Origin of the sequence: Pseudomonas sp. FP1740, from assembly GCF_030687165.1 — a bacterium.
Lineage (GTDB): Bacteria > Pseudomonadota > Gammaproteobacteria > Pseudomonadales > Pseudomonadaceae > Aquipseudomonas.
On sequence record NZ_CP117461.1, the window covers coordinates 1,832,337 to 1,856,923 of the forward strand.

Sequence of the window (24,587 nt, forward strand, 5' to 3'; positions counted from 1 at the left end):
CGATGGTATTCGCATGACCCGGCCGGTGAAGATCACCTCGCGCCCGCAATTGGCCCTTCAGTCTTATCTGGATGGCTTGCTGCAGGACGCGACCGAAGAACTGTTGCCTGAAGTCGAGGCGCTGCCCGAGGTTGTCGAGGCTGAAGCTGCCCTGGACGAGTTCCAGGCGGCAGTGCTCGAAGAGCAGGCGCGCGATGCGCAGAAGCCGGCAGTGGTCGCGGCTCCCGTTGTTGTGCCAGTGGCGAAGGCCGCGGTGGCCGTGATCGAAGCGCCGGCACCGATTCTGGCGCCCGTGTCGACGATTGCGCCGTTGCTGCAAGCGTTGGTGCCGCCGGTGGTGGAAGTTCATCTGCCGCCGAGCAACACGCCGCCTCCGGTGGAAAATGACGATCGTCCGGCCTGGGCGGCCGAGCCGTTCGAATGCCTGTTGTTCGATGTCGCCGGGTTGACCCTGGCGGTGCCGCTGGTGTGCCTGGGCTCGATTTATTCCCTGGCCGGCCACGAGCTGACGCCGTTGTTCGGTCAGCCGGAATGGTTCCTCGGAATCCTGCCGAGCCAGGCCGGCAACCTGAAAGTGCTGGATACCGCACGCTGGGTCATGCCGGACCGCTACCGCGACGATTTCCGCCAGGGCCTGCAATACGTTATTTCAGTCCAAGGCTATGAGTGGGGGCTGGCGGTGCATCAGGTCAGCCGCTCGTTGCGCCTGGACCCGAATGAAATCAAATGGAGAAGTCACCGGGGGCAGCGGCCATGGCTCGCCGGCACGGTGATTGAACACATGTGCGCCTTGCTCGATGTCGCCGCACTGGCCGAATTGATCGCCAGCGGCGGGGCGAAGCACATGGGCGGCAGTAAGCCGAACCACAAACCGACATAAAAAACACGCATCGGCATTCAAGTGCCGGTGCACTGAATACACACCGCTAGGGCGGTTTTTCGAGGGGTCAGGGTATGAATGACAAGGCGACGGCGGCAAAAGGTTCCGAAGATCCGATCCTGCAATGGGTCACCTTCAAGCTGGACAATGAAACCTACGGCATCAACGTGATGCGCGTTCAGGAAGTCCTGCGCTACACCGAAATCGCTCCGGTACCGGGTGCCCCGAGCTACGTGCTGGGTATCATCAACCTGCGCGGCAACGTGGTCACCGTGATCGACACCCGCCAGCGTTTCGGCCTGGGCACGGTCGACGTCAGCGACAACACCCGCATCGTCATCATCGAAGCCGACAAGCAAGTGGTCGGGATCATGGTCGACAGCGTGGCTGAAGTGGTTTATCTGCGTCAGTCGGAAATCGAGACCGCACCGAACGTCGGTAACGAAGAGTCCGCCAAGTTCATTCAAGGCGTGTGCAACAAGAACAATGAACTGCTGATCCTGGTCGAGCTGGACAAGATGATGAGCGAAGAAGAATGGTCGGAACTGGAGAGTATCTGATTGATTCTTGAGGTGGCTGTGATTGTCCTGTTCCTCTTGTGGGCAGGCACGCTGGCGATGTTCCTGGCGTACATCCGCGCTCAAAGGCAGATCGCCGCACAACAGGCTCAGGGCGATGCGCTGCGTGATCAGCGCATCAAGGACCTGGCCAAGCGCGTCGACGACTACCAGAACGGCAATGTGCGCATGGGGGAAGACCTGCACGAACTGCGCGCGGTGGTCGGGCCGTTGCCGGACAAACTGGCGCAGTTGGAACAGCGTGATCCATCGAGCCTTTCATTCGCCCAGGCCGCGCGTCTGGTGGGGATGGGGGCCAGCGTCGATGAGCTGACTCAGTCCTGCGGGTTGACCCAGGCTGAGGCGGAGTTGATGAGCAAGTTGCACAGAAACTGAGAAGAGCAAAAGATCGCAGCCTCGTTTCACTCGACAGCTCCTACATTGGGATGGTGTACGCCCTGTAGGAGCTGTCGAGTGAAACGGGGCTGCGATCTTTTTACATTCAACAAAGATTCAATAATCATCCCCGCGCTCGGTGACGTCCTTCTCCACCGTCACCGCATGCGGATCATGCCCCGCCGGAAACTTGCCTTTCAGATTCCAGGCAAACGCAATGATCTCGGCAATCGTGCGGTACAACTCCTCGGGAATACTCTCGCCCAATTCCATCCGCGCCAGCAGTTTCACCAGTTCGGCGTTCTCGTAAATCGGCACTTCGTAGTCACGGGCAATCCGCAGAATTTCTTCAGCCAGTTCTTCGTCACCTTTGGCCGTAAGGGTAGGGGCGTGGCTGCCGTCGTATTTGAGGGCGATGGCCTGGCGCGGTGCGGTGGATTCGTTCATGCGGTTTCGTCGACCCAGCGTTGTTCGAGACGGGTTTGAGGGCCTTGTGGCGGTGTGCCGAGGTGGCAATCCAGATCGCCGACGTTCAGCCCGGAATCCAGCAGGCGCTGGCGCAGCGCGGCCAGATTGCTTTCGATCAGGCTCGCGGTGTACGGCCGTTCGGCCCACAGCTGACTGGAGAGGCTGCCTTTGATCAGTTGGGCCTGAATCTGCAACGGCCCCAACGGTTCCATGTCGAACGCCAGCTCGACACGCCATAGCGGTTGCTTGGGTTCGCGTTCATCGCGGCGTTCGCGCGGTTGTTCTTTTTCGGGGGCTTCTTCGCGCTGGAATTTGACCTGCAACGGCACGATGTCCTGCAGGTTGCGCATGGGGATTTCCAGTTGCCAGGTGCTCATCAACCGCCCGTCACTGGTGACGCCAGTCTGCTCAAGGCTCGACAGCTGATGACTTTGCAAGCGTGAAACCGCCGCCGCAGCCAGGCGCAGCAGGTGCTCGAGATCATTTTCGCCTTCTGCGCTTTGCAGCAGGCGCTCGGGCAGTGGGAAGCTGGTAGGCGACGGTTTGGCACTGACTTGCCCGAGCATGCCGAGGGCATTGCGCACAAAACTCGGCATGGCCTGGGCCAGGGTGTTGGCGGCGATGATTGCGTTGAGATTGGTGTTGGCCGGCAGGCCCGGCGTCAGTTGGGCGATCAGCTTGAGCAAGTCGCCTTTCATGTCCGGCGTCAGCGTCGGGTTTTGCCCGGTCAGCAGTTTCGCTTCGAGGAACAGGCCACTGTTGGCCAGCGCCTGGGCCAGGCCTTTGGGCGTACTCAATTGTTGGACGTCCGGCAGGCCGGCGAGCAATTTGTCTACGGCGGCGCGCAGGTCGCTGGAGGTCTGATCCGACGGTGGCAGATTTTGCAGGACCTTGATCAAGCCATCCAGAGAACCCTGGCGACTTTGCTGGCTGACCAATTGTTGCGTCACCGCCAACTGTTCCTGACGGCTGCTCAGCGGCACGAATTTGAGGGTCTGGGTGTCCTGCACCAGGGCGCTCAGCAAGGTGCCGATGCGCAGCGGCGTCGGGCTGTCGATGCTCAACGTGCTGCCGCTCAGCGCGGTGTTGAGCAGGCTCACCATCGAGCGAAACACCGTCGGCTGGCCCGGCACCTGCGGCATCACCTGAGAGGTCAGCACTTTGCCTTGCAGCAGGGTGCCGACCGGCAGTTGCGCGGTATCGATACGGGTGAGGGTGGCGACGCTGGAGGCGATGGCCTGTTGCACCGTGACCGCCAGATTGCCCGCCGACGGCTGGGTGATCGACAGGCTGGTACCCTGGGGCAACGGCTGAGTGCTGGTGGCCTGGACCGTGGTCTGGCGGCCGCTGTCGAGAGTGACCTTGAGCAACAGTTGAAAGGTCTGATCCGCCTGCTTGAGCGACAGCACTTCAGCCTTGGCGGTCTGACCGGCCGTGATCAGGCCCTCCATCGGCGTCAGCAGCTTGAGCAACTCGCCGCTGATCACCAATGGACGCGAAGTCGCCGGGGTGGTTGGCGGGAGCGGGAGGATGTTCATTTCGCCTGTCATACGCGGACACAACCTGAGGAAATTGCACTCTTGAGAGTAGGGAACGCCATGTATAATGCCGCCCGTCTTTCGCTGAGTGGCGAAAACATTGCAATTGATTGACGCAGCTCTCTAGAACAAGCCGTCATAGCATCTATGCTGCATCTCTTTAACGGCCGCGCCAGAGCCGACTTGAACCGCATAAGGCCCGTGAACCCTTGACCAGTCCTGTCCTGCAAACCGTTGCCCTTGCCTGTGAGCGAGACCTTCGGCTGCTTTTCGAAAATCTCGAATTGCGACTGGCCAGTGGCGAAATGTTACAGATCAGCGGTCCCAACGGCAGTGGCAAGACCAGCCTGTTACGTCTGCTTTGTGGCTTGATGCACCCGACCGCCGGTCAAGTGTTGCTCAACGGCCAGCCACTGAACGAACAACGCAGCGAACTGGCGCGCAACCTGCTGTGGATCGGCCATGCCGCCGGCATCAAGGACCTGCTGACCCCCGAGGAAAACCTCAGCTGGCTCTGCGCCTTGCATCAACCGGCTTCCCATGAGGCGATCTGGCAAGCGCTGGCGGCGGTGGGGCTGCGCGGTTTCGAGGATGTTCCCTGTCACACCCTGTCCGCCGGCCAGCAGCGTCGTGTGGCGTTGGCGCGGTTGTACCTGGACAGCCCGCCGCTGTGGATCCTCGACGAGCCATTCACTGCGCTCGACAAACAAGGCGTGGCGCAACTCGAAGAACACCTGGCCGCGCACTGCGAGCGCGGCGGCATGGTGGTGCTGACCACTCACCACACGCTGAGCCGGATGCCGGCCGGCTATCGCGACATTGATTTGGGGAATTGGGCCGTATGAGTGTTTTCGGCCTGTTGGTCGCCCGTGAGGCCCGTTTGCTGTTCCGCCGTCCCGCCGAATTGGCGAACCCGTTGGTATTTTTCGCCATCGTCGTCTCCTTGTTCCCGCTGGCGGTCGGTCCCGAGACTCAATTGTTGCAAACCTTGTCTCCGGGGCTGGTCTGGGTGGCGGCGCTTTTATCGGTTTTGCTCTCGCTGGACGGGCTCTTCCGCAGTGATTTCGAAGACGGATCCCTTGAACAGTGGGTCCTTTCGTCGCACCCCCTGCCTCTTCTGGTGCTGGCCAAGGTGCTGGCACACTGGGCCTTTTCCGGCCTGGCACTGGTTTTGCTCGCGCCATTGCTGGCGCTGATGCTCGGTTTGCCTGCCGCTTGTCTGCCGGTGTTGCTGCTTTCTTTATTGCTCGGTACACCAGTGTTGAGCCTGCTCGGTGCGGTGGGCGCGGCGCTGACGGTCGGATTGAAGCGTGGTGGCCTGTTGCTGGCGCTGCTGATTCTGCCGCTGTATATCCCGGTGTTGATTCTCGGCAGTGGCGCCTTGCAGGCGGCATTGCAGGGCATGCCGGCGACCGGTTATCTCTTGTGGCTTGGTAGCCTGACCGCCCTGGCGATAACCCTGGCACCTTTTGCAATAGCTGCTGGCCTGAAGATCAGTGTCGGCGAATAATGAGGTCTGGTTAAAATTTAACCAGTAAAGACCCTTTGGCTGTTTCGTGATAACGAACAGCAACCGTGATGGAAACAGCAATGAACTGGACCTGGTTTCATAAGCTCGGCTCGCCCAAATGGTTTTACGGCATCAGTGGCAAATTGCTGCCCTGGCTGAGCGTCGCGGCGTTGCTGCTGATTAGCGTCGGCGTGGTCTGGGGCCTGGCCTTCGCACCGCCGGACTACCAGCAAGGCAACAGCTTTCGAATCATCTATATCCACGTTCCCGCCGCCATGCTGGCGCAGTCGATCTACGTGATGCTGGCCGTGTGCGGCGTTGTCGGGCTGGTGTGGAAAATGAAACTGGCCGACGTCGCCCTGCAATGCGCCGCCCCGATCGGTGCCTGGATGACCGCCGTGGCGCTGGTCACCGGGGCGATCTGGGGCAAACCGACCTGGGGGTCGTGGTGGGTCTGGGATGCGCGACTTACGTCCATGTTGATTCTGCTGTTCCTGTACTTCGGTCTTATTGCGCTGGGCAACGCCATCAGCAATCGTGACAGCGCGGCCAAGGCCTGCGCGGTGCTGGCGATTGTCGGTGTGATCAACATCCCGATCATCAAATACTCGGTGGAGTGGTGGAACACCCTGCACCAGGGCGCGACGTTCACTCTCACCGAAAAACCGGCGATGCCCGCCGAGATGTGGCTGCCACTGCTGCTGACGGTGTTGGGTTTCTACTGTTTCTTCGGCGCGGTGCTGTTGCTGCGCATGCGCCTTGAAGTGCTCAAGCGCGAAGCCCGGGCGAGCTGGGTGAAATCCGAAGTGCAGAACAGTCTGGAGGCCGCTCGATGAGTTTCGCTTCATTCGGCGACTTTCTCGCCATGGGCCATCACGGCCTGTATGTCTGGTCAGCCTATGGCATTTGCCTGGCGGTGCTGGCCCTCAACGTGGCGGCGCCGATCCTGGCCCGCAAGCGGTATCTGCAACAAGAGGCGCGTCGTTTGCGCCGGGAGAACGGCCAGTGAATCCGCTACGTAAAAAGCGTCTTGTCATCATTCTCGCGATCCTGGTCGGTGTCGGCGCTGCCGTCGGCCTGGCCCTGAGCGCCCTGCAGCAGAACATCAATCTGTTTTACACCCCGACCCAGATCGCCAATGGCGAAGCGCCGCAAGACACGCGCATCCGTGCGGGCGGCATGGTCGAAAAAGGCTCGCTGCAACGTTCCGGCGATTCCCTGGACGTGAAATTCATCGTCACCGACTTCAACAAATCCGTGACCATCAGCTATCGCGGCATCCTCCCGGACCTGTTCCGCGAAGGGCAGGGCATCGTTGCCCTCGGCAAGCTCAACGCTGATGGCGTGGTGGTGGCCGACGAAGTGCTGGCCAAGCACGACGAGAAGTACATGCCGCCGGAAGTGACCAAGGCGTTGAAAGACAGTGGTCAGTCGGCACCTACGCCAGCCAAGGAGGGCTAACGGATGACTTCCGCACTTTACAGCTCGGGGCTGTTCATCCCCGAACTCGGCCATCTGGCCATGATCCTGGCGTTGTGTTTTGCGTTGGTGCAGGCCGTGGTGCCGTTGCTCGGTGCCTGGCGCGGCGACCGTTTGTGGATGAGCCTGGCCCAGCCGGCCGCGTGGGGGCAGTTCGCGTTTTTGCTGTTCGCCTTCGGTTGCCTGACGTATGCGTTCATGGCGGACGACTTCTCCGTCGCCTACGTGGCCAGCAACTCCAACAGCGCGCTGCCGTGGTACTACAAGTTCAGCGCCGTGTGGGGCGCTCACGAAGGTTCGTTGCTGCTGTGGGCGTTGATTCTCGGCGGCTGGACCTTCGCGGTGTCGGTGTTCTCCCGACAGTTGCCGCAAGTGATGCTGGCCCGGGTGCTGGCGGTGATGGGCATGATCAGCACGGGTTTCCTGCTGTTCCTGATCCTGACGTCCAACCCGTTCGCCCGGATCCTGCCGCAGATGCCGGCGGACGGGCGCGATCTTAATCCTCTGCTGCAAGACATCGGCCTGATTGTTCATCCGCCGATGCTATACATGGGTTACGTCGGCTTTTCCGTGGCCTTCGCCTTCGCCATCGCCGCGCTGTTGGGCGGTCGTCTCGATGCGGCGTGGGCGCGCTGGTCCCGTCCGTGGACCATCGTCGCCTGGGCCTTCCTTGGCATCGGTATCACGTTGGGTTCCTGGTGGGCCTACTACGAACTCGGCTGGGGCGGCTGGTGGTTCTGGGACCCGGTGGAAAACGCGTCCTTCATGCCTTGGCTGGTGGGCACGGCGCTGATTCACTCATTGGCGGTCACGGAAAAACGTGGCGTGTTCAAGAGCTGGACCGTGCTGTTGGCCATCGCCGCATTCTCGTTGAGCCTGCTCGGGACCTTCCTGGTGCGTTCCGGCGTGCTGACCTCGGTTCACGCCTTTGCCTCTGACCCTGAGCGTGGTGTGTTCATTCTGGTCTTCCTGCTGTTTGTGGTCGGTGGTTCATTGACGCTGTTCGCCCTGCGCGCGCCGGTGGTCAAGAGCCATGTCGGCTTCAACCTCTGGTCCCGGGAAACCCTGCTGCTGGGCAACAACCTGGTGCTGGTGGTGGCTGCTTCGATGATTCTGCTGGGCACCCTGTATCCGCTGATCCTTGACGCGATGACCGGTGCCAAGCTGTCGGTCGGCCCGCCGTACTTCAACGCGCTGTTCATTCCGTTGATGGCGATCCTGATGATAGTGATGGCGGTCGGCGTGGTGGTGCGCTGGAAAGACACCCCGGTCAAATGGCTGGTGAGCATGCTGACCCCGATATTACTCGGCAGCGCCGCGCTGGCCGTCGTGGCGGGTGTTGCTTACGGCGATTTCAACTGGGCGGTGCTGGCAACCTTCATGTTGGCTGCCTGGGTGTTGCTGGCCGGTGTGCGGGACATTTTCGACAAGACTCGCCACAAAGGCCTGATCAAAGGACTGCCGACCCTGACCCGCAGTTATTGGGGCATGCAACTTGCGCATTTGGGTATCGCCGTGTGCGCCCTGGGTGTCGTGTTGTCGAGCCAGAACAGCGCCGAGCGTGATCTGCGCCTGGCACCGGGTGAGTCCATGAGCCTGGCCGGTTACCAGTTTGTGTTCGAAGGCGCCAAGCACTTCGAAGGCCCGAACTTCACCTCCGACAAGGGCACCGTACGGGTGATCCGCGACGGTAAGGAAGTCAGCGTGCTGCACCCGGAAAAACGCCTGTACACCGTGCAGAACTCGATGATGACCGAGGCCGGGATCGACGCCGGTTTCACCCGTGACCTGTACGTCGCACTGGGCGAGCCGTTGGGCGAGGGCGCCTGGGCGGTTCGCGTGCACGTCAAACCGTTCGTGCGCTGGATCTGGTTCGGTGGGCTGCTCACAGGTGTAGGCGGGTTGCTGGCGGCGCTGGATCGCCGTTATCGGGTCAAGGTAAAAAGTCGTGTGCGTGAAGCGCTCGGCATGACGGGAGCCACCGCATGAGACGTTGGTTGATGCTGTTGCCGCTGGCGATTTTTCTGGTGGTTGCTGTTTTTCTGTATCGGGGGCTGTACCTGAACCCGGCCGAGTTGCCCTCGGCGATGATCGGCAAGCCGTTCCCGGAGTTTTCCCTGCTCTCCGTGCAGGGCGACAAAACCCTGACCAAAGCGGACATTCTGGGTAAACCGGCGCTGGTCAACGTCTGGGGCACCTGGTGCATTTCCTGCCGGGTCGAGCACCCGGTGTTGAACAAACTGGCCGAGAAGGGCGTGGTGATCTACGGCATCAACTACAAGGACACCAATGCAGACGCCTTGAAGTGGCTGGCCGAGTTCCACAACCCGTATCAACTGGACGTCCGTGACGATGAGGGCACCCTGGGCCTGAACCTCGGCGTGTATGGCGCACCGGAAACCTTCTTCATCGACGCCAAGGGCATCATCCGAGACAAGTTCGTCGGGGTGATCGACGAGCAAGTCTGGCGGGAAAAACTGGCGGCCAAGTATCAGGCGCTGGTCGACGAGGCCAAGCCATGAAGCGCTGGATTGCCGCCGCCGTTCTGGGGTTGAGCATGGCTGGCGTGGCCCACGCCGCCATCGATACCTATGAGTTCGCCAAAGAGGGTGATCGCGAGCGTTTTCGCGAGCTGACCAAAGAGCTGCGTTGCCCAAAGTGCCAGAATCAGGACATTGCCGATTCCAACGCACCGATCGCCGCCGACCTGCGCAAAGAGATTTTCCGCATGCTCGGCGAGGGCAAGGACAATCAGCAGATCATCGACTTCATGGTCGACCGCTACGGTGATTTCGTCCGCTATAAACCTGCTCTGAATGCCAAGACCGCATTGCTCTGGTTCGGCCCGGCCGGCCTGCTGCTGGGCGGTTTTGTCATCATCGCCGTGATCGTCCGCCGTCGTCGCGTGCAACGCGCTGACAGCCCGGACACGCTTTCTTTTGATGAGCGCGAGCGCCTCGACCACCTGTTGGATAAAACCAAGCATGATTGATTTCTGGCTCGCTGCAGGCCTGCTGCTTCTGGTAGCCCTGAGTTTTTTGCTGATCCCCGTTCTGCGCGGTCGTCGCGCCCAGCTTGAAGAGGATCGTACGGCGCTTAACGTCGCGCTGTATCAGGAGCGCGTGGCTGAGTTGCAGACTCAGCAGGAAGAAGGCGTACTCAACGCCGAACAAATGAATGCCGGCCGCGCCGAAGCCGCCCGTGAACTGCTTGCCGACACCGAAGGCGTCGAGGCACCGCGAGTGTCGCGCATGGGCAAGCCATTGCCATTGCTGGCGGCAATTCTGGTGCCCGTGCTGGGCCTTGGGCTGTACCTGCATTTCGGTGCCAGCGACAAAGTCGAGCTGACCCGCGAGTTCGCCCAGGCACCGCAGTCGATGGAAGAGATGACCCGTCGCCTGGAGCGTGCGGTTGCGGCCCAACCGGATTCGGCCGAAGGCCTGTACTTCCTCGGCCGCACTTACATGGCTCAGGACCGCCCCGGCGATGCGGCGAAGATCTTCGAGCGTACCGTGAACCTGGCCGGTCGCCAGCCGGAACTGCTCGGGCAGTGGGCTCAGGCCCAATACTTCGCCGATGGCAAGAAGTGGTCGGACAAGGTCCAGGCTCTGACTGACGAAGCACTGAAAGCCGATCCGAAGGAGGTCACCAGTCTCGGTCTGCTGGGCATAGCGGCCTTCGAAGGCGAGCGTTACCAGGAAGCCATCGACTACTGGAATCGTCTGTTGGTGCAACTGCCGCCGGAAGACCAGTCCCGTGTCGCGCTGCAAGGCGGCATCGCCAAGGCCGCCGAGAAGCTTGAAGCCAGCGGTGGCAAGGTGGCTCAGGTTCAGGCTCCGGCAGTGAAGGTTGCAGCATTGCTCAAGGTGCGTGTCGATCTGGCGCCCGACTTGAAAGCCAGGGTCCAGCCCGGCGACAGCGTGTTCATCTTCGCCCGCGCCATTTCCGGCCCACCCGCGCCGCTGGCCGCCAAGCGTCTGACCGTTGCCGACCTGCCAGCGACCGTCGAGCTGGGCGATGCCGATGCAATGATGCCCCAGTTGAAACTGTCGAACTTCCCCGAAGTCCAACTGGTTGCGCGCATCTCCCGCGCCGGCCAACCGACTGCCGGCGAATGGATCGGTCGTAGCCAACCTTTGGCCACCAGCACCACCGCGCCACAAAAACTGACCATCGACAGCCCGGATAAATAACAGGAAACGCCACCATGACCGCCTTCGCTCGTATCACTCTCCTCAGCATGATGGTTTTGGGGCTAAGCGCGTGTGCGGTCCAGGAGTACGAACCGGAACGGTTGCCGCCAATCCCGCCCTCGCAGCCGAGCACCAAACCGACCACACCGAGCAAACCGGTCACGCCGGGCAAACCATCGAAGCCGGTGCCACGCACCTCCGCCAGCTTCGCCCCGCCACCGGGGGGCAACAGCCATTGGGATGCGAAACTCGGTGTTTACGTCCTCGACAATCAAACCAACACCTTCTACCGCCAGCGCACCTACTACCGCTGGGACAACGGCTGGAGCCGCTCGATCAGCCCGAACGGGCCATGGGAAGAGACGGACATTCATGGTGTACCGGGTGGGTTGGGCAGACAATTCGGGCAGTGAATGGAAACGGCGATCTGAGGATCGCCGTTTTGCTTTTCGGCATTTATGAAGGGCGATTAAAGAATCGCCTGATAGTGGGTCAACGCCTTGCTCGACCGATTCAGGCCCTGGCGTAACAGCAGTTCGAGATAAGTGGTGACATCCATCGGCGGCGTCTTTAGCTGTTTGCGTTGTCGTTGTGCTGCCGCAACAACTGCTGCCGGGTCCGGATCAAAGAGGTTATCGACGAACTCGTCAGGATGCTGGGCTTCGATGCCAAAGGCTCCCAGTGTTTCATCCGGAAAATCTTTCTGGTTAAAGGTCACGATGACACTGGCATTGCAGCGTATAGCGGCAGCCAGAACATGTCGGTCATCGACATCAGGCAGTGTTAGCCCTTCGATCAGCCTTTCGTAACCGTAGACGCAAGCATCAGGTATGGCCTGATCGATCAAGTCGGACGTGCGATCCAACTGCTCTGTTGTCAGGTCCGGGCGGTTCTTCAGTAGATTGCGCTTCCATTCGTTATGTATCTCCAGTGACCATCGCGCCCTGAAGCGCCCGGAGAGCGCAAGCCACATCAAAAAATCTCTCAAGGGGGCGGGGTACAAAACACATGCGTCGTATACAGCGGTAAAAGGGGAGTGCCTCACTCGTATCCTGTCCTTAACGCTTGTGCCTGCTCGGCGAGAAACGTCATTGCTTGCTCGCTGGCTATGTCGCGCTGGGTTTTATAGTCCATCAAATCGGTAAAGCGCACACGTCGGTGCTTGCCGGTTTTGTGGTAGGACAACTCACCGGACTCCAGCAGTTTGATCAGGTGCGGGCGTGAGACATTGAGCAAGTCCGCCGCTTCCTGGGTGGTCAGTTCAGCGTGTACCGGGACCACTTTGACGGCGTTGCCTGCAGCGAGCTCTGCCAGGATGTCGACAAGCAACCGAAGCGCTGAGGTGGGAAGTTCGACGCTGTGTGCTTCATTCTGCTCATCGAAAATCTGGATATGCTGAGTTTCGAATTGGGTGGCGAGGTAGGCAGCCAAGGCGCGCTGACCTTCGATAGCGGCCTGGACCTCACGCTCCATGGGCAGGTTAAGGGGGGGATGGATAACTGGTGACATGATGCTTTCCAATATTCTGAATAATCGATATTGGAAGGCTATTCGAATCAAACGAAAATCGCAATAAACGAAACGACCGGCTTTTCAGCTCCATATGCAATCACGTTAGTGCTGGAGATCGGGTGTGTAGGCTTGCTCGCGAAGGCGGTGTGACATTTAGCAGAAATGTCGACTGACCTGACGCTTTCGCGGGCAATCCCGCTCACACAGGGACTTACGTTTGTTCACGATGTTTCTAACGTTGTTACGCCGTCGCCAGTGCAGGCTTCTCCGAAGCACTCAAAAACCGCAACAACGCCAGCAACGGAAACACGCTGCCGACAATCACGACCCACAACCAGCCACCGTGTTCGTACACCGCACTGGCCACCGATGAGCCGAACGCGCCGCCGATGAAGATGCTGGTCATGTACAGCGCATTCAGACGACCGCGGCTTTTGGCGTCGAGGGTGTAGACCGCGCGCTGGCCGAGGACCATGTTCATCTGCACGCAGAAATCCAGCACCACGCCGGTCACGGCCAGGCCGATGACGCTGTAGGCCGGGTGGATGAAGGCCGGCAGGAAGCTCAGGCTGGCGAACAGCATGGCCAGTAGCGAGGCGTTGCGGGTGTGGCCGGCATCGGCCAGTCGACCGGCGATGGGCGCGGCAATCGCGCCGATGGCTCCGACCAGGGCGAAGATCGCGATCTGGGTTTGCGACAAGCCATGATTGCGCATCAGTTCCAGCGGCACGGCAGTCCAGAACAGGCTGAACGTGGCGAACATGCAGGCTTGGTAAAAGGCCCGTTGACGCAACACCGGTTGCTGGCGCAGCAGCGTCCAGAGCGAACCCAGTAGCTGGCCATAAGAGGCGCTGTGATCAGGCTGGCGCTTGGGCACCGTCAGGGCCAGGACGATGCTGATTGCAGCCATCAACGCTGCGGCAATGACGAACATCGCACGCCAGCCGAAGTGGTCAGCCACTACGCTGGACACCGGCCGTGCCAGCAGAATCCCCAACAGCAGACCGCCCATGATCCCGCCAACCACGCGGCCGCGCGACGCTTCCGGCGTCAGGTGGGCGGCCAGCGGAATCAGGATCTGTACCGACACCGAGCTGAAACCCACCAGCAACGAAATCAGCAGAAACACGTTCGGCTGATCGGTGAACGCCGCGCCCAGCAGACTGGCAATCGCCACCGCGGTGGTGATGATCATCAAGCGGCGGTTTTCCAGCAGATCGCCCAGCGGCACCAGAAAGAACAGGCCCAGCGCATAACCAATCTGCGTCAGCGAAACGATCAGGCTGGCCATGGTGTCGGTCAGGCCGATGTCCGGCGCGATCAGGCCGATGATCGGCTGGGCGTAGTAGATGTTGGCGACGATCGCGCCACAGCAGAAGGCAAAGAGCAGCACCATCCCTCGGGTCATTGTCGCGGTACCGTGGGGCACCTGAGTCGCTGGATTCATAATGTAGCTCGCTGAACAAGAAGAAGTGCGCAGAGGCTAAACGGCTGGCTAGAGCGGCGGAAGAGGGTTTGGAGTGATAGTCATCATTCCTTTGCGCAATGAGTGACGCCCATGAGCAGTCTGCGATGAATCTGTGCCCGACCATCGGGATCCGATGATACATTCACTGTTCTTCGATAGCGTGCTTATGTTCTCTTTCGTTCCATAAACCGGAAGGCACTTCAACATGAATGCGATGTTCCGTCACCTGATCCGTAGTGCTTCAGTGGTTACCTTGATCAGCTTGTTTACGGCTGGTCTTGTTCAGGCCGGCGACGCACCGGGGATGCGTATCGGTGTGCGCGGCGAGATCACTGGTGTCAGCGCCGACGTGTTGAAAGTCCACGTCAGCAGCGGCGAAAACGTGGTGATCAACCTGACCAAGGACACCAAAATCCGCGCCGTCACCCTGGCCAACATCGAAGACATCAAACCCGGCAGTTACATCGGCTCGGCCGCCGTGCCCCAGGAAGACGGCACTCTCAAAGCGCTGGAAGTCCACGTCTTCCCGCCGGAACTGGCCGGCAGCGGCGACGGCCATCGGCCTTTTGATCTGGTCAAGGGCAGCAGCATGACCAATGGCAGCGTAGGAGATCTGGTGGTCAGCAACGGCCGGGTTCTGACCGTCAATTACAAGGGCGGCCAACAGACGATTCTGGTGCCGGAGGATGTGCCGATCGTCAATCTGGTGTCGGGGGACCGCAGCTTGCTGAAGGTGGGCGTGAAGATCGTGACGTTTGTGACCCAGAGTGCCGACGGGACACTGACCGCTCAATCCATTTCGGCCGGCAAGGACGGTGTGACACCGCCGATGTAACGGTATCCCACAAAAAAGGCGACCTTCACAGGTCGCCTCTTTCATTGAACTCAGTGATTACTGGCCGTTGTAAATCTGGTCGAAAACCCCACCATCATTGAAGTGAGTCTTCTGCACGGTGCGCCAGTCACCAAAGGTCTTCTCCACCGACAGGAAATCCACTTTCGGGAAGCGATCGGTGTATTTCGCCAACACCGCCGGATCACGCGGTCGCAGGTAATTGGCGGCGGCAATTTCCTGACCTTCCGGGGACCACAGGTATTTCAGATACTCCTCGGCAGCCGCGCGAGTGCCTTTCTTGTCGACGGTTTTATCGACCACCGACACCGGCGGCTCGGCTTCCGCGGAAACACTCGGGTAGATCACTTCGAACTGGTCACGACCAAACTCGCGAGCAATCATTTCCGCTTCGTTTTCGAAGGTCACCAGCACGTCGCCGATCTGGTTGGTCATGAAGGTGGTGGTGGCTGCACGGCCACCGGTATCGAGCACCGGCGCTTGTTTGAACAGTTTGCCGACGAAGGCTTTTGCCTTGTTTTCGTCACCGCCGTTTTTCAGCACATAGCCCCAGGCCGAGAGGTAGGTGTAGCGGCCGTTGCCCGAGGTTTTCGGGTTGGGGACGATCACCTGTACGCCGTCCTTGAGCAGGTCCGGCCAGTCTTTCAGGGCTTTCGGGTTGCCTTTGCGCACGATGAACACGGTGGCCGAGGTGAACGGCGCGCTGTTGTTCGGCAGGCGGGTGACCCAGTTGTCCGGGACCAGTTTGCCGTTGTCCGCCAGGGCGTTGATGTCGGTGGCCATGTTCATGGTGATGACGTCAGCCGGCAGGCCATCGATCACCGAGCGTGCCTGTTTGCTGGAGCCGCCGAAGGACATCTGCAGCGTGATGTTTTCGTTGTGCTCGGCTTGCCAGTGTTTCTGGAAGGCAGCGTTGTAGTCCTTATAGAAATCTCGCATCACGTCGTAGGAAACGTTCAGCAGGGTCGGTGCGGCCTGAGCCAGGCTGCTCAAGGCCAGGCCAGCGGCCAGAAGTGAGGCGCCAAAGAGTTTTTTCACTGCGCATTCCTTGTTTTATCAAACGTGTTCGATGGAGATTATTGGCAATTTGCCAGCGACTATAGCCGGACTCGCATAGTCGCTTAAAGATTAAAAAACACTTTGCTTATTCCATTTTCTTGAACAACGCATTGCCACAACGAGAGCAGAACGCCGCGCTATGCTCGTGGCTGTTTTTCTTGCAGATCGGGCAATCGTGTTGCAGTTGTTCACCGCGCATGGCGTTGGCCAGTTCCGCGGTAAAGATCCCCGTCGGCACGGCGATGATCGAGTAACCGGTGATCATCACCAGGGACGAAATCACCTGACCCAGCGGCGTCTTCGGCACGATGTCGCCGAAACCCACGGTGGTCAGCGTGACGATAGCCCAATAGATCCCTTTGGGGATGCTGGTGAAGCCGTGTTCCGGGCCTTCGATCACGTACATCAAGGTGCCGAACACAGTCACCAGGGTGCTGACACTGAGCAAAAACACCACGATCTTCTGCTTGCTGCCGCGCAACGCCGACATCAAATAGTTGGCTTGTTTCAGATACGGGCTGAGCTTGAGCACGCGGAAAATCCGCAGCATTCGTATGATCCGGATGATCAGCAGGTACTGCGCATCGCTGTAATACAGCGCGAGAATGCCGGGCACGATCGCCAGCAAATCCACCAACCCATAGAAGCTGAACGCGTAGCGCAGCGGCTTGGGCGAGCAATACAGGCGCAGGCCGTATTCGATGATGAAAATGACGGTGAAGCCCCACTCGATGTATGCCAGCACGTCGGCGTAGTTCTGGTGAACGCTGTCGATACTGTCCAGAACCACGATCACCAGGCTGGCGAGGATGATCAACAGCAAGATGCTGTCGAAGCGCCGACCGGCCTGGGTGTCGGTCTGGAAGATCATGACGTAAAGCTCTTCACGCCAGTTTTTGCTGCTGTCCATGGATAACGCCTGAATCGAGAATCAGCGCAGCCTAGGGTGATTCTCCCCGCTAGCGCAAGGTGCGCTGTCCATGGCGGCCTGACGCAACACCCGAATGCCTGCGCGAATCAGCCAGCAGGCAAGAATGAACGGCGCGGTCAGCGTTGCCAGGCCCAGTGCGGCGAACCCCGGCGTGAGCAATACCGCGAGCAGAATGCCGAGCGGCGGCAGCCAGGGTTGGCGGCGTTGCGGGCTGAAGGCGAGGGCGGCGAGTACCGCGTTGTAACCGCTCAAACCCTGCAAGGCATTTGAAGTTTCGCCATGCAGAAGGGCAAATCCGAGGCCGGCGGCGGAGCCGAGCAGCGCCCACACAAAGGCGCCGCGATCGGCGATCAGTAATCCGGCGGCAATCAGCGCGCCGGCCAGGGGATGGCCGAGAAACATGACTTGCCCCAGGCCTTTCAATTCGGCAGTGAGCAGGTTGAGGGTGTTCAGTTCGATCAGCGGCGCGGGTTGCTGTGGTGCGGCAAAGCCGAGCAATAACCAGCTCAACCCAACGAAGGGTGCGGTGTACGCCGGTAGACATTGATGATCGCGAGCACCTTTGAGCCATTGCTGAATGAGCATGGCACTCAGGCCGCCGCAGGCGATGATCAGCGGTGGCAACAGTGCTGACCATGGGAAATACAGGCTCAGCAGCAGGCCGAGCAAAATACCGTTGTAACTGAACAGCCCGGCCTGACGATCCGCCTTGGCATACCCGCGACGTTGCGCGGTAAGCAACCCGGCGACACCGCCCAGCAGCGCACCGCCGAGCAGAGCGGGCGCGGTGAATAGAATCGCCAACAGACACAACAGCCCGCTCAGCGGATGGCGCTGGAGAAAGATCTGGCTGAAGCCGTTAAGCAGGGCGGTCGCCCAGTCGGGGCAGTGGGTGTTGAAGTGGTTGGCAGGCATGATGGGGGCAGTCAGTACAGATCGTTCCCACGCTCTGCGTGGGAATGCCTCAGTGGACGCTCTGCGTCTGCTCTTGGGACGCGAAGCGTCCCGGGCTGCATTCCCACGCAGAGCGTGGGAACGATCATTGTGAGGGGGTTAGATTAATGTCTCGATGCGCAACGAATTAGTTGACCCCGGCTGCCCGAAGGGCACGCCCGCGGTAATCAGCAACGTATCCCCGCGCTGAGCCATCCCCTGTGCCTGGGCGATTTCCAGCGCCGTCGAGCACACTTCATCCACCTGTCGCAGTCGATCGTTGACCACCGAGTGCACGCCCCACGCCACCGTCAATCGCCGGGCGGTTTGCAGGTTTGGCGTCAGGTTGAGGATCGGCACCGTCGGCCGTTCCCGTGCGGCCCGCAGGCTCGAGGTACCGGACTCGCTGTAGTTCACCAGCACCGCCACCGGCAGCACGTTGCTGATGCGGCGGATCGCGCAACTGATGGCGTCCGACACCGTGGCCTCGGCTTTTGGCCGGCTCACGTCCAGTTGGGTCTGATAATCCGGGCCGTTTTCCACCTGGCGGATGATCTTGCTCATCATCTGCACGGCTTCCAGCGGGTACTCGCCGGACGCGGTTTCCGCCGACAGCATCACCGCGTCCGCGCCTTCGGCCACGGCGTTGGCGACGTCGGTGACTTCGGCGCGGGTCGGGGCCGGGGAGAAGCGCATCGACTCCAGCATCTGCGTCGCCACCACCACCGGTTTGCCGAGTTGGCGGCAGGTGCCGATGATGTTTTTCTGAATCTGCGGCACGCTTTCGGCCGGCACTTCCACACCCAGATCACCGCGAGCGACCATGATCGCATCGCTCAATTCAGCGATTTCCCGCAGCTGAGCCACGGCCGATGGCTTCTCGATCTTGGCCATCAAGAACGCTTTGTCGCCGATCAGCGCGCGGGCTTCGCGGATGTCTTCCGGGCGTTGCACGAACGACAGCGCGACCCAGTCCACCCCCAGCTCCAGACCGAAGCTCAAATCACGGCGGTCCTTGGCGGTCAGCGGGCTCAGGTCGAGCACCGCTTGCGGCACGTTGACGCCTTTGCGGTCCGACAGTTCGCCGCCGTTGAGCACCGTGGTGTCGATGGCGTCGGCGTACTTGGTCACCACTCGCAGACGCAACTTACCGTCATCCAGCAGCAGGTCCATGCCGGGCTCCAGCGCGGCGATGATTTCCGGGTGGGGCAGGTTGACCCGGCGCTCGTCCCCCGGCGTCGCATCCAGATCCAGGCGCAGCGACTGGCCGCGATATAGCTGCACTTTGCCCCGGGCGAATTTGCCGACCCGCAGTTTCGGGCCTTGCAGGTCCATCAGAATCCCCAGCGGATAATTCAGCTGGCGCTCGACTTCACGAATCCACTGATAGCGCTGCGCGTGGTCGGCGTGATCGCCGTGGCTGAAGTTCAGGCGAAAGATATTGACCCCGGCGCGCACCAGTTCACGGATATCGTCGATCCCGTCGGTGGCCGGGCCGAGGGTGGCGAGGATTTTGACCTTCTTGTCAGGCGTCATGATTAGGGCTCTCGAGAATCAGAATGGCGCGGAAGTCGTTGACGTTGGTACGGGTCGGCTCGGTGACGATCAGTGCATCGAGCGCCGCGAAGTAGCCATAGCCATTGTTGTTGTCCAGCTCATCGCAGGCAGTGAGGCCGAGGGCGGCGGCACGGGCATAGCTGTCCGGAGTCATGATGGCGCCGGCATTGTCTTCGGAGCCGTCGATGCCGTCAGTGTCACCCGCCAGGGCGTAGACGCCGGGCAGGCCTTTGAGGCTGTCAGTCAGGCTCAACAGGAATTCGGCGTTGCGCCCGCCACGGCCATTGCCGCGCACGGTGACGGTGGTTTCGCCGCCGGACAGAATCACGCACGGCGCCGCCAGCGGCTGACCGTGCTGGACGATCTGCCGCGCAATGCCGGCGTGGACCTTCGCCACTTCCCGGGATTCACCTTCCAGGTCGCCGAGAATCAACGGGCTGAAACCCGCCTGACGGGCTTTCACCGCCGCCGCTTCCAGTGACTGCTGTGGGCGGGCGATCAATTGGAAATGACTGCGGGCCAGGCTCGGGTCGCCAGGTTTGACCGTCTCCGACTCGGGGCTTTGCAGCCAGTTGCGCACCGAGGCCGGGACTTCGATGGCATAACGCTTGAGGATCGCCAACGCTTCAGCCGAGGTGCTCGGGTCGGCCACGGTGGGGCCGGAGGCGATGACGGTGGCGAGATCGCCTGGCACATCGGAAATCGCATAGGTGTAAACCGTGGCGGGCCAGCAGGCTTTGCCCAGACGCCCACCCTTGATCGCCGAGAGGTGCTTGCGCACGCAGTTCATCTCGCCGATGGTCGCGCCGGATTTGAGCAGCGCTTTGTTGATCGATTGCTTGTCGGCCAGGGTGATGCCGGCGGCAGGCAAGGCGAGTAGGGCAGAGCCACCGCCGGACAACAGGAAGATCACACGGTCGTCTTCGCTCAGGTTGCTGACCAGTTCCAGAACCCGTTTCGCGACGGCCAGACCGGCAGCGTCCGGCACCGGGTGCGCGGCTTCGACCACTTCGATTTTTTCGCACGGGGCGCCGTGGCCGTAGCGGGTCACCACCAGGCCAGATACTTCACCCTGCCAGCAGCGTTCGACCACCTGGGCCATGGCTGCGGCGGCTTTACCGGCGCCGATGACGATCACCCGACCGCTGCGGTCGGTTGGCAAATGGGCTTCAAGGACATGCTGCGGATGGGCCGCGTCGATGGCTGTGGCAAACAGCTCGCGCAGCAATTGTTGCGGATCGACCGACATGGCGGGCTCCAATTTTTATTGTTCTGGGTATGGTGCTAATGATCGTTCCCACGCTCTGCGTGGGAATGCCTCAACTGGACTTTCCGCGTCCGCTCGGCAGGGACGCGGAGCGTCCCGGGATGCATTCCCACGCAGAGCGTGGGAACGATCCGTACGGGGCAGGCGTTATTTATCGCGAATCGAGAAATTCGCCATGTGTTCCAGGCCCTTGATCAGCGCCGAGTGATCCCAGTTGCTGCCACCGATGGCCGCGCAGGTGCTGAACACTTGTTGGGTATTGGCGGTGTTCGGCAGGTTGATGTTCAGCTCGCGCGCACCGGCCAGGGCCAGGTTCAGGTCCTTCTGGTGCAGGCTGATGCGGAAGCCCGGGTCGAAGGTGCCCTTGATCATGCGCTCGCCGTGAACTTCCAGGATCTTCGACGAGGCGAAACCACCCATCAGCGCTTCACGTACTTTCGCTGGGTCGGCACCGTTTTTCGAGGCGAACAGCAGCGCTTCGGCCACGGCCTGGATGTTCAGCGCGACGATGATCTGGTTCGCCACTTTCGCGGTTTGCCCGTCGCCGTTGCCACCGACCAGGGTGATGTTCTTGCCCATGGCCTGGAACAGCGGCAGGGCGCGTTCGAAGGCATCGGCTTCACCACCGACCATGATGCTCAGGGTTGCAGCCTTGGCGCCGACTTCACCGCCGGAAACCGGTGCGTCGAGGTATTGCGCGCCTTTTTCGTTGATTTTGGCGGCGAAGGTTTTGGTGGCGGTCGGCGAGATCGAGCTCATGTCGATCACGACTTTGCCCTTGCTGACGCCCGCCGCAACGCCGTCGGCGCGGAACAACACGTCATCGACCTGCGGGGTATCCGGCACCATGACGATGATGAATTCGGCTTCCTGGGCGACTTCTTTCGGGTTGGCCAGCGCAACGGCGCCAGCAGCCAGCAGATCGGCAGGGGCGGCGTCGTGGTGCGCCGACAGGAAGAGGCTGTGACCGGCTTTCTGCAGGTTCAACGCCATTGGGTGGCCCATGATGCCGGTGCCGATAAATCCGATTTTAGCCATGAGAAAATCCTCTTGTTTTTTGTGTGGCTCCCGGCTCTGGACCGATGAGCTCTTTGTGGCGAGGGGGTTTGCCCCCGTTGGGTCGCGAAGCGGCCCCAAAACTGTTTGCGCAGTGAATCAGGTAGAGCGCGTGTGCAGGTTTTACGACTGCTTCGCAGCCGAACGGGGGCAAGCCCCCTCGCCACACGTCAAATTGCGTTATGGGTTTTCAACCAGCCCAGGCCCGCTTCGGTCGTGGTCAGCGGCTTGTATTCACAGCCGACCCAACCCTGATAACCGATGCGGTCCAGGTGTTCGAACAGGAAGCGGTAGTTGATTTCACCGGTACCCGGTTCGTTGCGCCCTGGGTTGTCCGCCAATTGCACGTGGTTGATCTCATCCAGGTGCGCGGCCATGGTGCGGGCCAGGTCGCCTTCCATGATTTGCATGTGATAGATGTCGTATTGCAGGAACAGGTTGGCGCTGCCGACCTGTTCGCGAATCGACAGGGCTTGCGCCGTGTTGTTCAGGTAGAAGCCCGGAATGTCGCGGGTGTTGATCGCTTCCATCACCAGTTTGATGCCCGCCGCTTGCAGCTTGTCGGCCGCGTACTTGAGGTTGGCGACGAAGGTTTTTTCCACGGTGGCCTCGTCGACGCCTTGTGGGCGAATACCGGCCAGGCAGTTGACCTGGGTGTTGCCCAGCACTTGGGCGTAGGCAATGGCCAGATCGACACCGGCGCGGAACTCTTCGACCCGATCCGGCAGGCACGCGATACCGCGTTCGCCCTTGGCCCAGTCACCGGCCGGAAGGTTGAACAGCACCTGGGTCAGACCGTTGGCATCGAGCCTGGCCTTGATTTCGGCGGAGCTGAAGTCATAGGGGAACAGGTATTCGACACCACTGAAGCCGGCCTTGGCGGCAGCGTCGAAACGGGCAAGAAAATCCTGCTCGGTGAACAGCATGGACAGGTTGGCTGCGAAACGCGGCATGGTGGTCTCCTGTAAAAATATGTGCCTGTAGCAGCTGCCGAGGCACGAGGCTGCGTTGGGCTGCGAAGCGGCCCCCCGATGGCGGTCCTGCGGACACGCAACGCAGCCTCGTACCTCGGCAGCTGCTACAGGTGTCAGGTCATTCTTAATCGAGCAACGAAATCGCCGTTGGCGCATCGTTGCCGACCAGCGCCAGGTCTTCGAATTCGTTGACGGCGTTGATCTCGGTGCCCATGGAAATGTTGGTCACGCGCTCCAGAATGATCTCGACGATCACCGGCACCTTGAACTCCTCGATCATCTCCTGAGCCTTGCGCAGGGCAGGCTGGATCTGACCCGGTTCGAATACTCGCAGCGCCTTGCAACCCAGGCCTTCAGCGACCGCGACATGGTCGACACCGTAGCCGTTGAGTTCCGGAGCGTTGAGGTTGTCGAAGGACAGCTGCACGCAGTAGTCCATGTCGAAACCGCGCTGCGCCTGACGGATCAGCCCCAGGTACGAGTTGTTCACCACGACGTGGATGTACGGCAGCTTGAACTGCGCGCCCACCGCCAGTTCTTCGATCATGAACTGGAAGTCGTAGTCGCCCGAGAGCGCCACCACCTTGCGGGTCGGATCCGCCTTGACCACGCCGAGCGCGGCCGGAATGGTCCAGCCCAACGGTCCGGCCTGGCCGCAGTTGATCCAGTGACGCGGTTTGTAGACGTGCAGGAACTGCGCGCCGGCAATCTGCGACAGACCGATGGTGCTGACGTAGCAGGTGTCCTTGCCAAACACCTGGTTCATCTCTTCGTAAACGCGCTGCGGCTTGACCGGCACGTTGTCGAAGTGAGTCTTGCGCTGCAGGCTGGCTTTGCGCTGCTGACAGTCTTGCAGCCAGGCGCTGCGGTTTTTCAGCTTGCCAGCGGCTTGCCATTCGCGAGCGACTTCGATGAACACGGTCAATGCGGCAGCGGCGTCGGACACGATGCCCAGGTCCGGGGTGAACACGCGGCCGATCTGGGTCGGTTCGATGTCGACGTGAATGAACTTGCGGCCTTCGGTGTAAACGTCGACCGAACCGGTGTGACGGTTGGCCCAGCGGTTACCGACGCCCAGCACCACGTCGGACTTCAGCATCGTGGCGTTGCCATAACGGTGCGAGGTTTGCAGGCCGACCATGCCGACCATCAGCGGGTGATCGTCCGGGATGGTGCCCCAGCCCATCAGGGTCGGGATGACCGGAATACCGGTCAGCTCGGCGAACTCCACCAGCAACTCGCTGGCGTCGGCATTGATGATGCCGCCACCGGCCACCAGCAATGGGCGTTCAGCCTGGTCGAGCATGGCCAGGGCTTTTTCCACCTGCACGCGGGTCGCGCTCGGCTTGGCCAATGGCAGCGGCTGGTAGGCGTCGATATCGAATTCGATTTCGGCCATCTGCACGTCGAACGGCAGGTCGATCAGCACCGGGCCGGGGCGGCTGGAGCGCATCTCATAGAAGGCTTTCTGGAAGGCGTAAGGCACCTGGCCCGGCTCCAGAACCGTGGTCGCCCACTTGGTGACCGGCTTGACTATGCTGGTGATGTCGACGGCCTGGAAGTCTTCCTTGTGCATACGGGCCCGCGGTGCTTGCCCGGTGATGCACAGGATCGGGATCGAGTCGGCCGAAGCGCTGTAGAGCCCGGTGACCATGTCAGTACCGGCAGGTCCCGATGTGCCGATGCACACGCCGATGTTGCCGGCCTTGGTGCGGGTGTAACCCTCGGCCATGTGCGAGGCGCCTTCAACGTGGCGAGCGAGGACGTGATCGATGCCACCGACCTTCTGCAAGGCGGAGTACAGCGGGTTGATCGCGGCGCCCGGGATGCCAAAAGCGGTATCGACCCCTTCGCGGCGCATCACCAGAACGGCGGCTTCGATTGCTCTCATTTTGCTCATGGTTTTGTGCCTCTTACGTTTTGTAATTGTATACAAGTGGCTTTGCGCAGAGTGTA

27 protein-coding genes are annotated in these 24,587 nt (G+C 60.8%); 14 read left to right on the plus strand and 13 right to left on the minus strand.

Annotation, left to right across the window (positions count from 1 at the left end):
- Nucleotides 1–13: 13 nt before the first annotated feature.
- The 3 genes from PSH69_RS08085 to PSH69_RS08095 all read left to right on the plus strand — a co-directional run bounded on the left by PSH69_RS08085 (nt 14) and on the right by PSH69_RS08095 (nt 1,833).
- On the plus strand, nt 14–880 hold the full coding sequence (locus tag PSH69_RS08085; protein WP_305411619.1) for a CheW domain-containing protein: 867 nt from the start codon (nt 14–16) through the stop codon (nt 878–880).
- Between the two features lie 74 nt (nt 881–954).
- The gene (locus PSH69_RS08090) at nt 955–1,440 is read left to right on the plus strand and encodes a chemotaxis protein CheW (RefSeq protein ID WP_007938663.1); all 486 of its coding nucleotides are present in this window, start codon (nt 955–957) and stop codon (nt 1,438–1,440) included.
- Nucleotides 1,441–1,833, plus strand: coding sequence for a DUF2802 domain-containing protein (locus tag PSH69_RS08095; protein ID WP_105339832.1), 393 nt, complete (start codon nt 1,441–1,443; stop codon nt 1,831–1,833).
- A gap of 117 nt (nt 1,834–1,950) precedes the next feature.
- On the opposite strand, the gene PSH69_RS08100 is transcribed toward PSH69_RS08095, so the two are convergent.
- Nucleotides 1,951–2,280: an EscU/YscU/HrcU family type III secretion system export apparatus switch protein gene (locus tag PSH69_RS08100; protein WP_018925069.1), complete on the minus strand. Its 330-nt coding sequence runs from the start codon at nt 2,278–2,280 to the stop codon at nt 1,951–1,953.
- Entirely contained in the window at nt 2,277–3,851 is a 1,575-nt protein-coding gene (locus PSH69_RS08105; protein WP_305411620.1) for a flagellar hook-length control protein FliK, read from the minus strand. The genes PSH69_RS08100 and PSH69_RS08105 overlap by 4 nt, the downstream gene beginning before the upstream one ends.
- A 197-nt stretch (nt 3,852–4,048) precedes the next feature.
- Between PSH69_RS08105 and ccmA the strand changes: the two genes are divergently transcribed.
- The 10 genes from ccmA (at nt 4,049) to PSH69_RS08155 (ending at nt 11,434) form a co-directional block, all read left to right on the plus strand.
- The gene (gene ccmA, locus PSH69_RS08110; protein WP_007939196.1) at nt 4,049–4,684 is read left to right on the plus strand and encodes a cytochrome c biogenesis heme-transporting ATPase CcmA; all 636 of its coding nucleotides are present in this window, start codon (nt 4,049–4,051) and stop codon (nt 4,682–4,684) included.
- Nucleotides 4,681–5,349, plus strand: a complete 669-nt coding sequence (gene ccmB / locus PSH69_RS08115; protein WP_007939195.1) for a heme exporter protein CcmB — start codon at nt 4,681–4,683, stop codon at nt 5,347–5,349. Before ccmA ends, ccmB begins: the two co-directional genes overlap by 4 nt.
- Before the next feature lie 80 nt (nt 5,350–5,429).
- Nucleotides 5,430–6,185 (plus strand): heme ABC transporter permease, encoded by a 756-nt coding sequence (locus PSH69_RS08120; RefSeq protein ID WP_007939194.1) that lies wholly within the window; start codon nt 5,430–5,432, stop codon nt 6,183–6,185.
- Entirely contained in the window at nt 6,182–6,358 is a 177-nt protein-coding gene (gene ccmD, locus PSH69_RS08125) for a heme exporter protein CcmD (protein WP_007939192.1), read from the plus strand. The genes PSH69_RS08120 and ccmD overlap by 4 nt, the downstream gene beginning before the upstream one ends.
- Entirely contained in the window at nt 6,355–6,810 is a 456-nt protein-coding gene (gene ccmE, locus PSH69_RS08130) for a cytochrome c maturation protein CcmE (RefSeq protein WP_007939191.1), read from the plus strand. The genes ccmD and ccmE overlap by 4 nt, the downstream gene beginning before the upstream one ends.
- 3 nt (nt 6,811–6,813) lie before the next feature.
- A complete protein-coding gene (locus tag PSH69_RS08135) occupies nt 6,814–8,817 on the plus strand; it encodes a heme lyase CcmF/NrfE family subunit (protein WP_305411621.1) in 2,004 nt (667 codons plus the stop codon).
- Nucleotides 8,814–9,350, plus strand: a complete 537-nt coding sequence (locus tag PSH69_RS08140) for a DsbE family thiol:disulfide interchange protein (protein ID WP_018925073.1) — start codon at nt 8,814–8,816, stop codon at nt 9,348–9,350. The genes PSH69_RS08135 and PSH69_RS08140 overlap by 4 nt, the downstream gene beginning before the upstream one ends.
- On the plus strand, nt 9,347–9,820 hold the full coding sequence (locus PSH69_RS08145; RefSeq protein ID WP_018925074.1) for a cytochrome c-type biogenesis protein: 474 nt from the start codon (nt 9,347–9,349) through the stop codon (nt 9,818–9,820). Before PSH69_RS08140 ends, PSH69_RS08145 begins: the two co-directional genes overlap by 4 nt.
- Nucleotides 9,813–11,021 (plus strand): c-type cytochrome biogenesis protein CcmI, encoded by a 1,209-nt coding sequence (gene ccmI, locus PSH69_RS08150; RefSeq protein ID WP_305411622.1) that lies wholly within the window; start codon nt 9,813–9,815, stop codon nt 11,019–11,021. Before PSH69_RS08145 ends, ccmI begins: the two co-directional genes overlap by 8 nt.
- Nucleotides 11,022–11,035: 14 nt before the next feature.
- The gene (locus PSH69_RS08155; RefSeq protein ID WP_305411623.1) at nt 11,036–11,434 is read left to right on the plus strand and encodes a hypothetical protein; all 399 of its coding nucleotides are present in this window, start codon (nt 11,036–11,038) and stop codon (nt 11,432–11,434) included.
- A gap of 56 nt (nt 11,435–11,490) precedes the next feature.
- On the opposite strand, the gene PSH69_RS08160 is transcribed toward PSH69_RS08155, so the two are convergent.
- The 3 genes from PSH69_RS08160 to PSH69_RS08170 form a co-directional block, all read right to left on the minus strand.
- Nucleotides 11,491–12,066 (minus strand): PIN domain-containing protein, encoded by a 576-nt coding sequence (locus tag PSH69_RS08160; RefSeq protein ID WP_305411624.1) that lies wholly within the window; start codon nt 12,064–12,066, stop codon nt 11,491–11,493.
- Complete coding sequence (locus PSH69_RS08165; RefSeq protein WP_305411625.1) at nt 12,063–12,530, minus strand: helix-turn-helix domain-containing protein; 468 nt, start codon at nt 12,528–12,530, stop codon at nt 12,063–12,065. Before PSH69_RS08165 ends, PSH69_RS08160 begins: the two co-directional genes overlap by 4 nt.
- Nucleotides 12,531–12,774: 244 nt before the next feature.
- A complete protein-coding gene (locus PSH69_RS08170) occupies nt 12,775–13,980 on the minus strand; it encodes an MFS transporter (RefSeq protein WP_305411626.1) in 1,206 nt (401 codons plus the stop codon).
- 226 nt (nt 13,981–14,206) lie between these two features.
- Here PSH69_RS08170 and PSH69_RS08175 point away from each other — a divergent pair, with 226 nt between their 5' ends.
- The gene (locus PSH69_RS08175; RefSeq protein ID WP_305411627.1) at nt 14,207–14,836 is read left to right on the plus strand and encodes a hypothetical protein; all 630 of its coding nucleotides are present in this window, start codon (nt 14,207–14,209) and stop codon (nt 14,834–14,836) included.
- Between the two features lie 57 nt (nt 14,837–14,893).
- Here the strand turns inward: PSH69_RS08175 and PSH69_RS08180 are convergent, their stop codons facing one another.
- The 8 genes from PSH69_RS08180 to gcl all read right to left on the minus strand — a co-directional run bounded on the left by PSH69_RS08180 (nt 14,894) and on the right by gcl (nt 24,531).
- Entirely contained in the window at nt 14,894–15,892 is a 999-nt protein-coding gene (locus tag PSH69_RS08180; RefSeq protein WP_086945851.1) for a sulfate ABC transporter substrate-binding protein, read from the minus strand.
- A 106-nt stretch (nt 15,893–15,998) separates the two neighbouring features.
- Nucleotides 15,999–16,823, minus strand: coding sequence for an ion transporter (locus tag PSH69_RS08185; protein ID WP_305411628.1), 825 nt, complete (start codon nt 16,821–16,823; stop codon nt 15,999–16,001).
- A gap of 21 nt (nt 16,824–16,844) precedes the next feature.
- Nucleotides 16,845–17,759: an urea transporter gene (locus PSH69_RS08190; protein ID WP_305411629.1), complete on the minus strand. Its 915-nt coding sequence runs from the start codon at nt 17,757–17,759 to the stop codon at nt 16,845–16,847.
- 138 nt (nt 17,760–17,897) lie between these two features.
- Nucleotides 17,898–19,313 carry a pyruvate kinase gene (pyk, locus tag PSH69_RS08195; protein ID WP_305411630.1) on the minus strand — a complete coding sequence of 472 codons (1,416 nt, stop codon included), beginning with the start codon at nt 19,311–19,313 and terminating at the stop codon, nt 17,898–17,900.
- Entirely contained in the window at nt 19,303–20,583 is a 1,281-nt protein-coding gene (locus PSH69_RS08200; protein ID WP_305411631.1) for a glycerate kinase, read from the minus strand. The genes pyk and PSH69_RS08200 overlap by 11 nt, the downstream gene beginning before the upstream one ends.
- A gap of 165 nt (nt 20,584–20,748) precedes the next feature.
- Complete coding sequence (locus tag PSH69_RS08205) at nt 20,749–21,639, minus strand: 2-hydroxy-3-oxopropionate reductase (RefSeq protein WP_305411632.1); 891 nt, start codon at nt 21,637–21,639, stop codon at nt 20,749–20,751.
- 188 nt (nt 21,640–21,827) lie between these two features.
- Nucleotides 21,828–22,610 carry a hydroxypyruvate isomerase gene (hyi, locus tag PSH69_RS08210; RefSeq protein WP_018925087.1) on the minus strand — a complete coding sequence of 261 codons (783 nt, stop codon included), beginning with the start codon at nt 22,608–22,610 and terminating at the stop codon, nt 21,828–21,830.
- A 145-nt stretch (nt 22,611–22,755) separates the two neighbouring features.
- Nucleotides 22,756–24,531, minus strand: coding sequence for a glyoxylate carboligase (gene gcl / locus PSH69_RS08215; protein WP_305411633.1), 1,776 nt, complete (start codon nt 24,529–24,531; stop codon nt 22,756–22,758).
- Nucleotides 24,532–24,587: the final 56 nt, after the last annotated feature.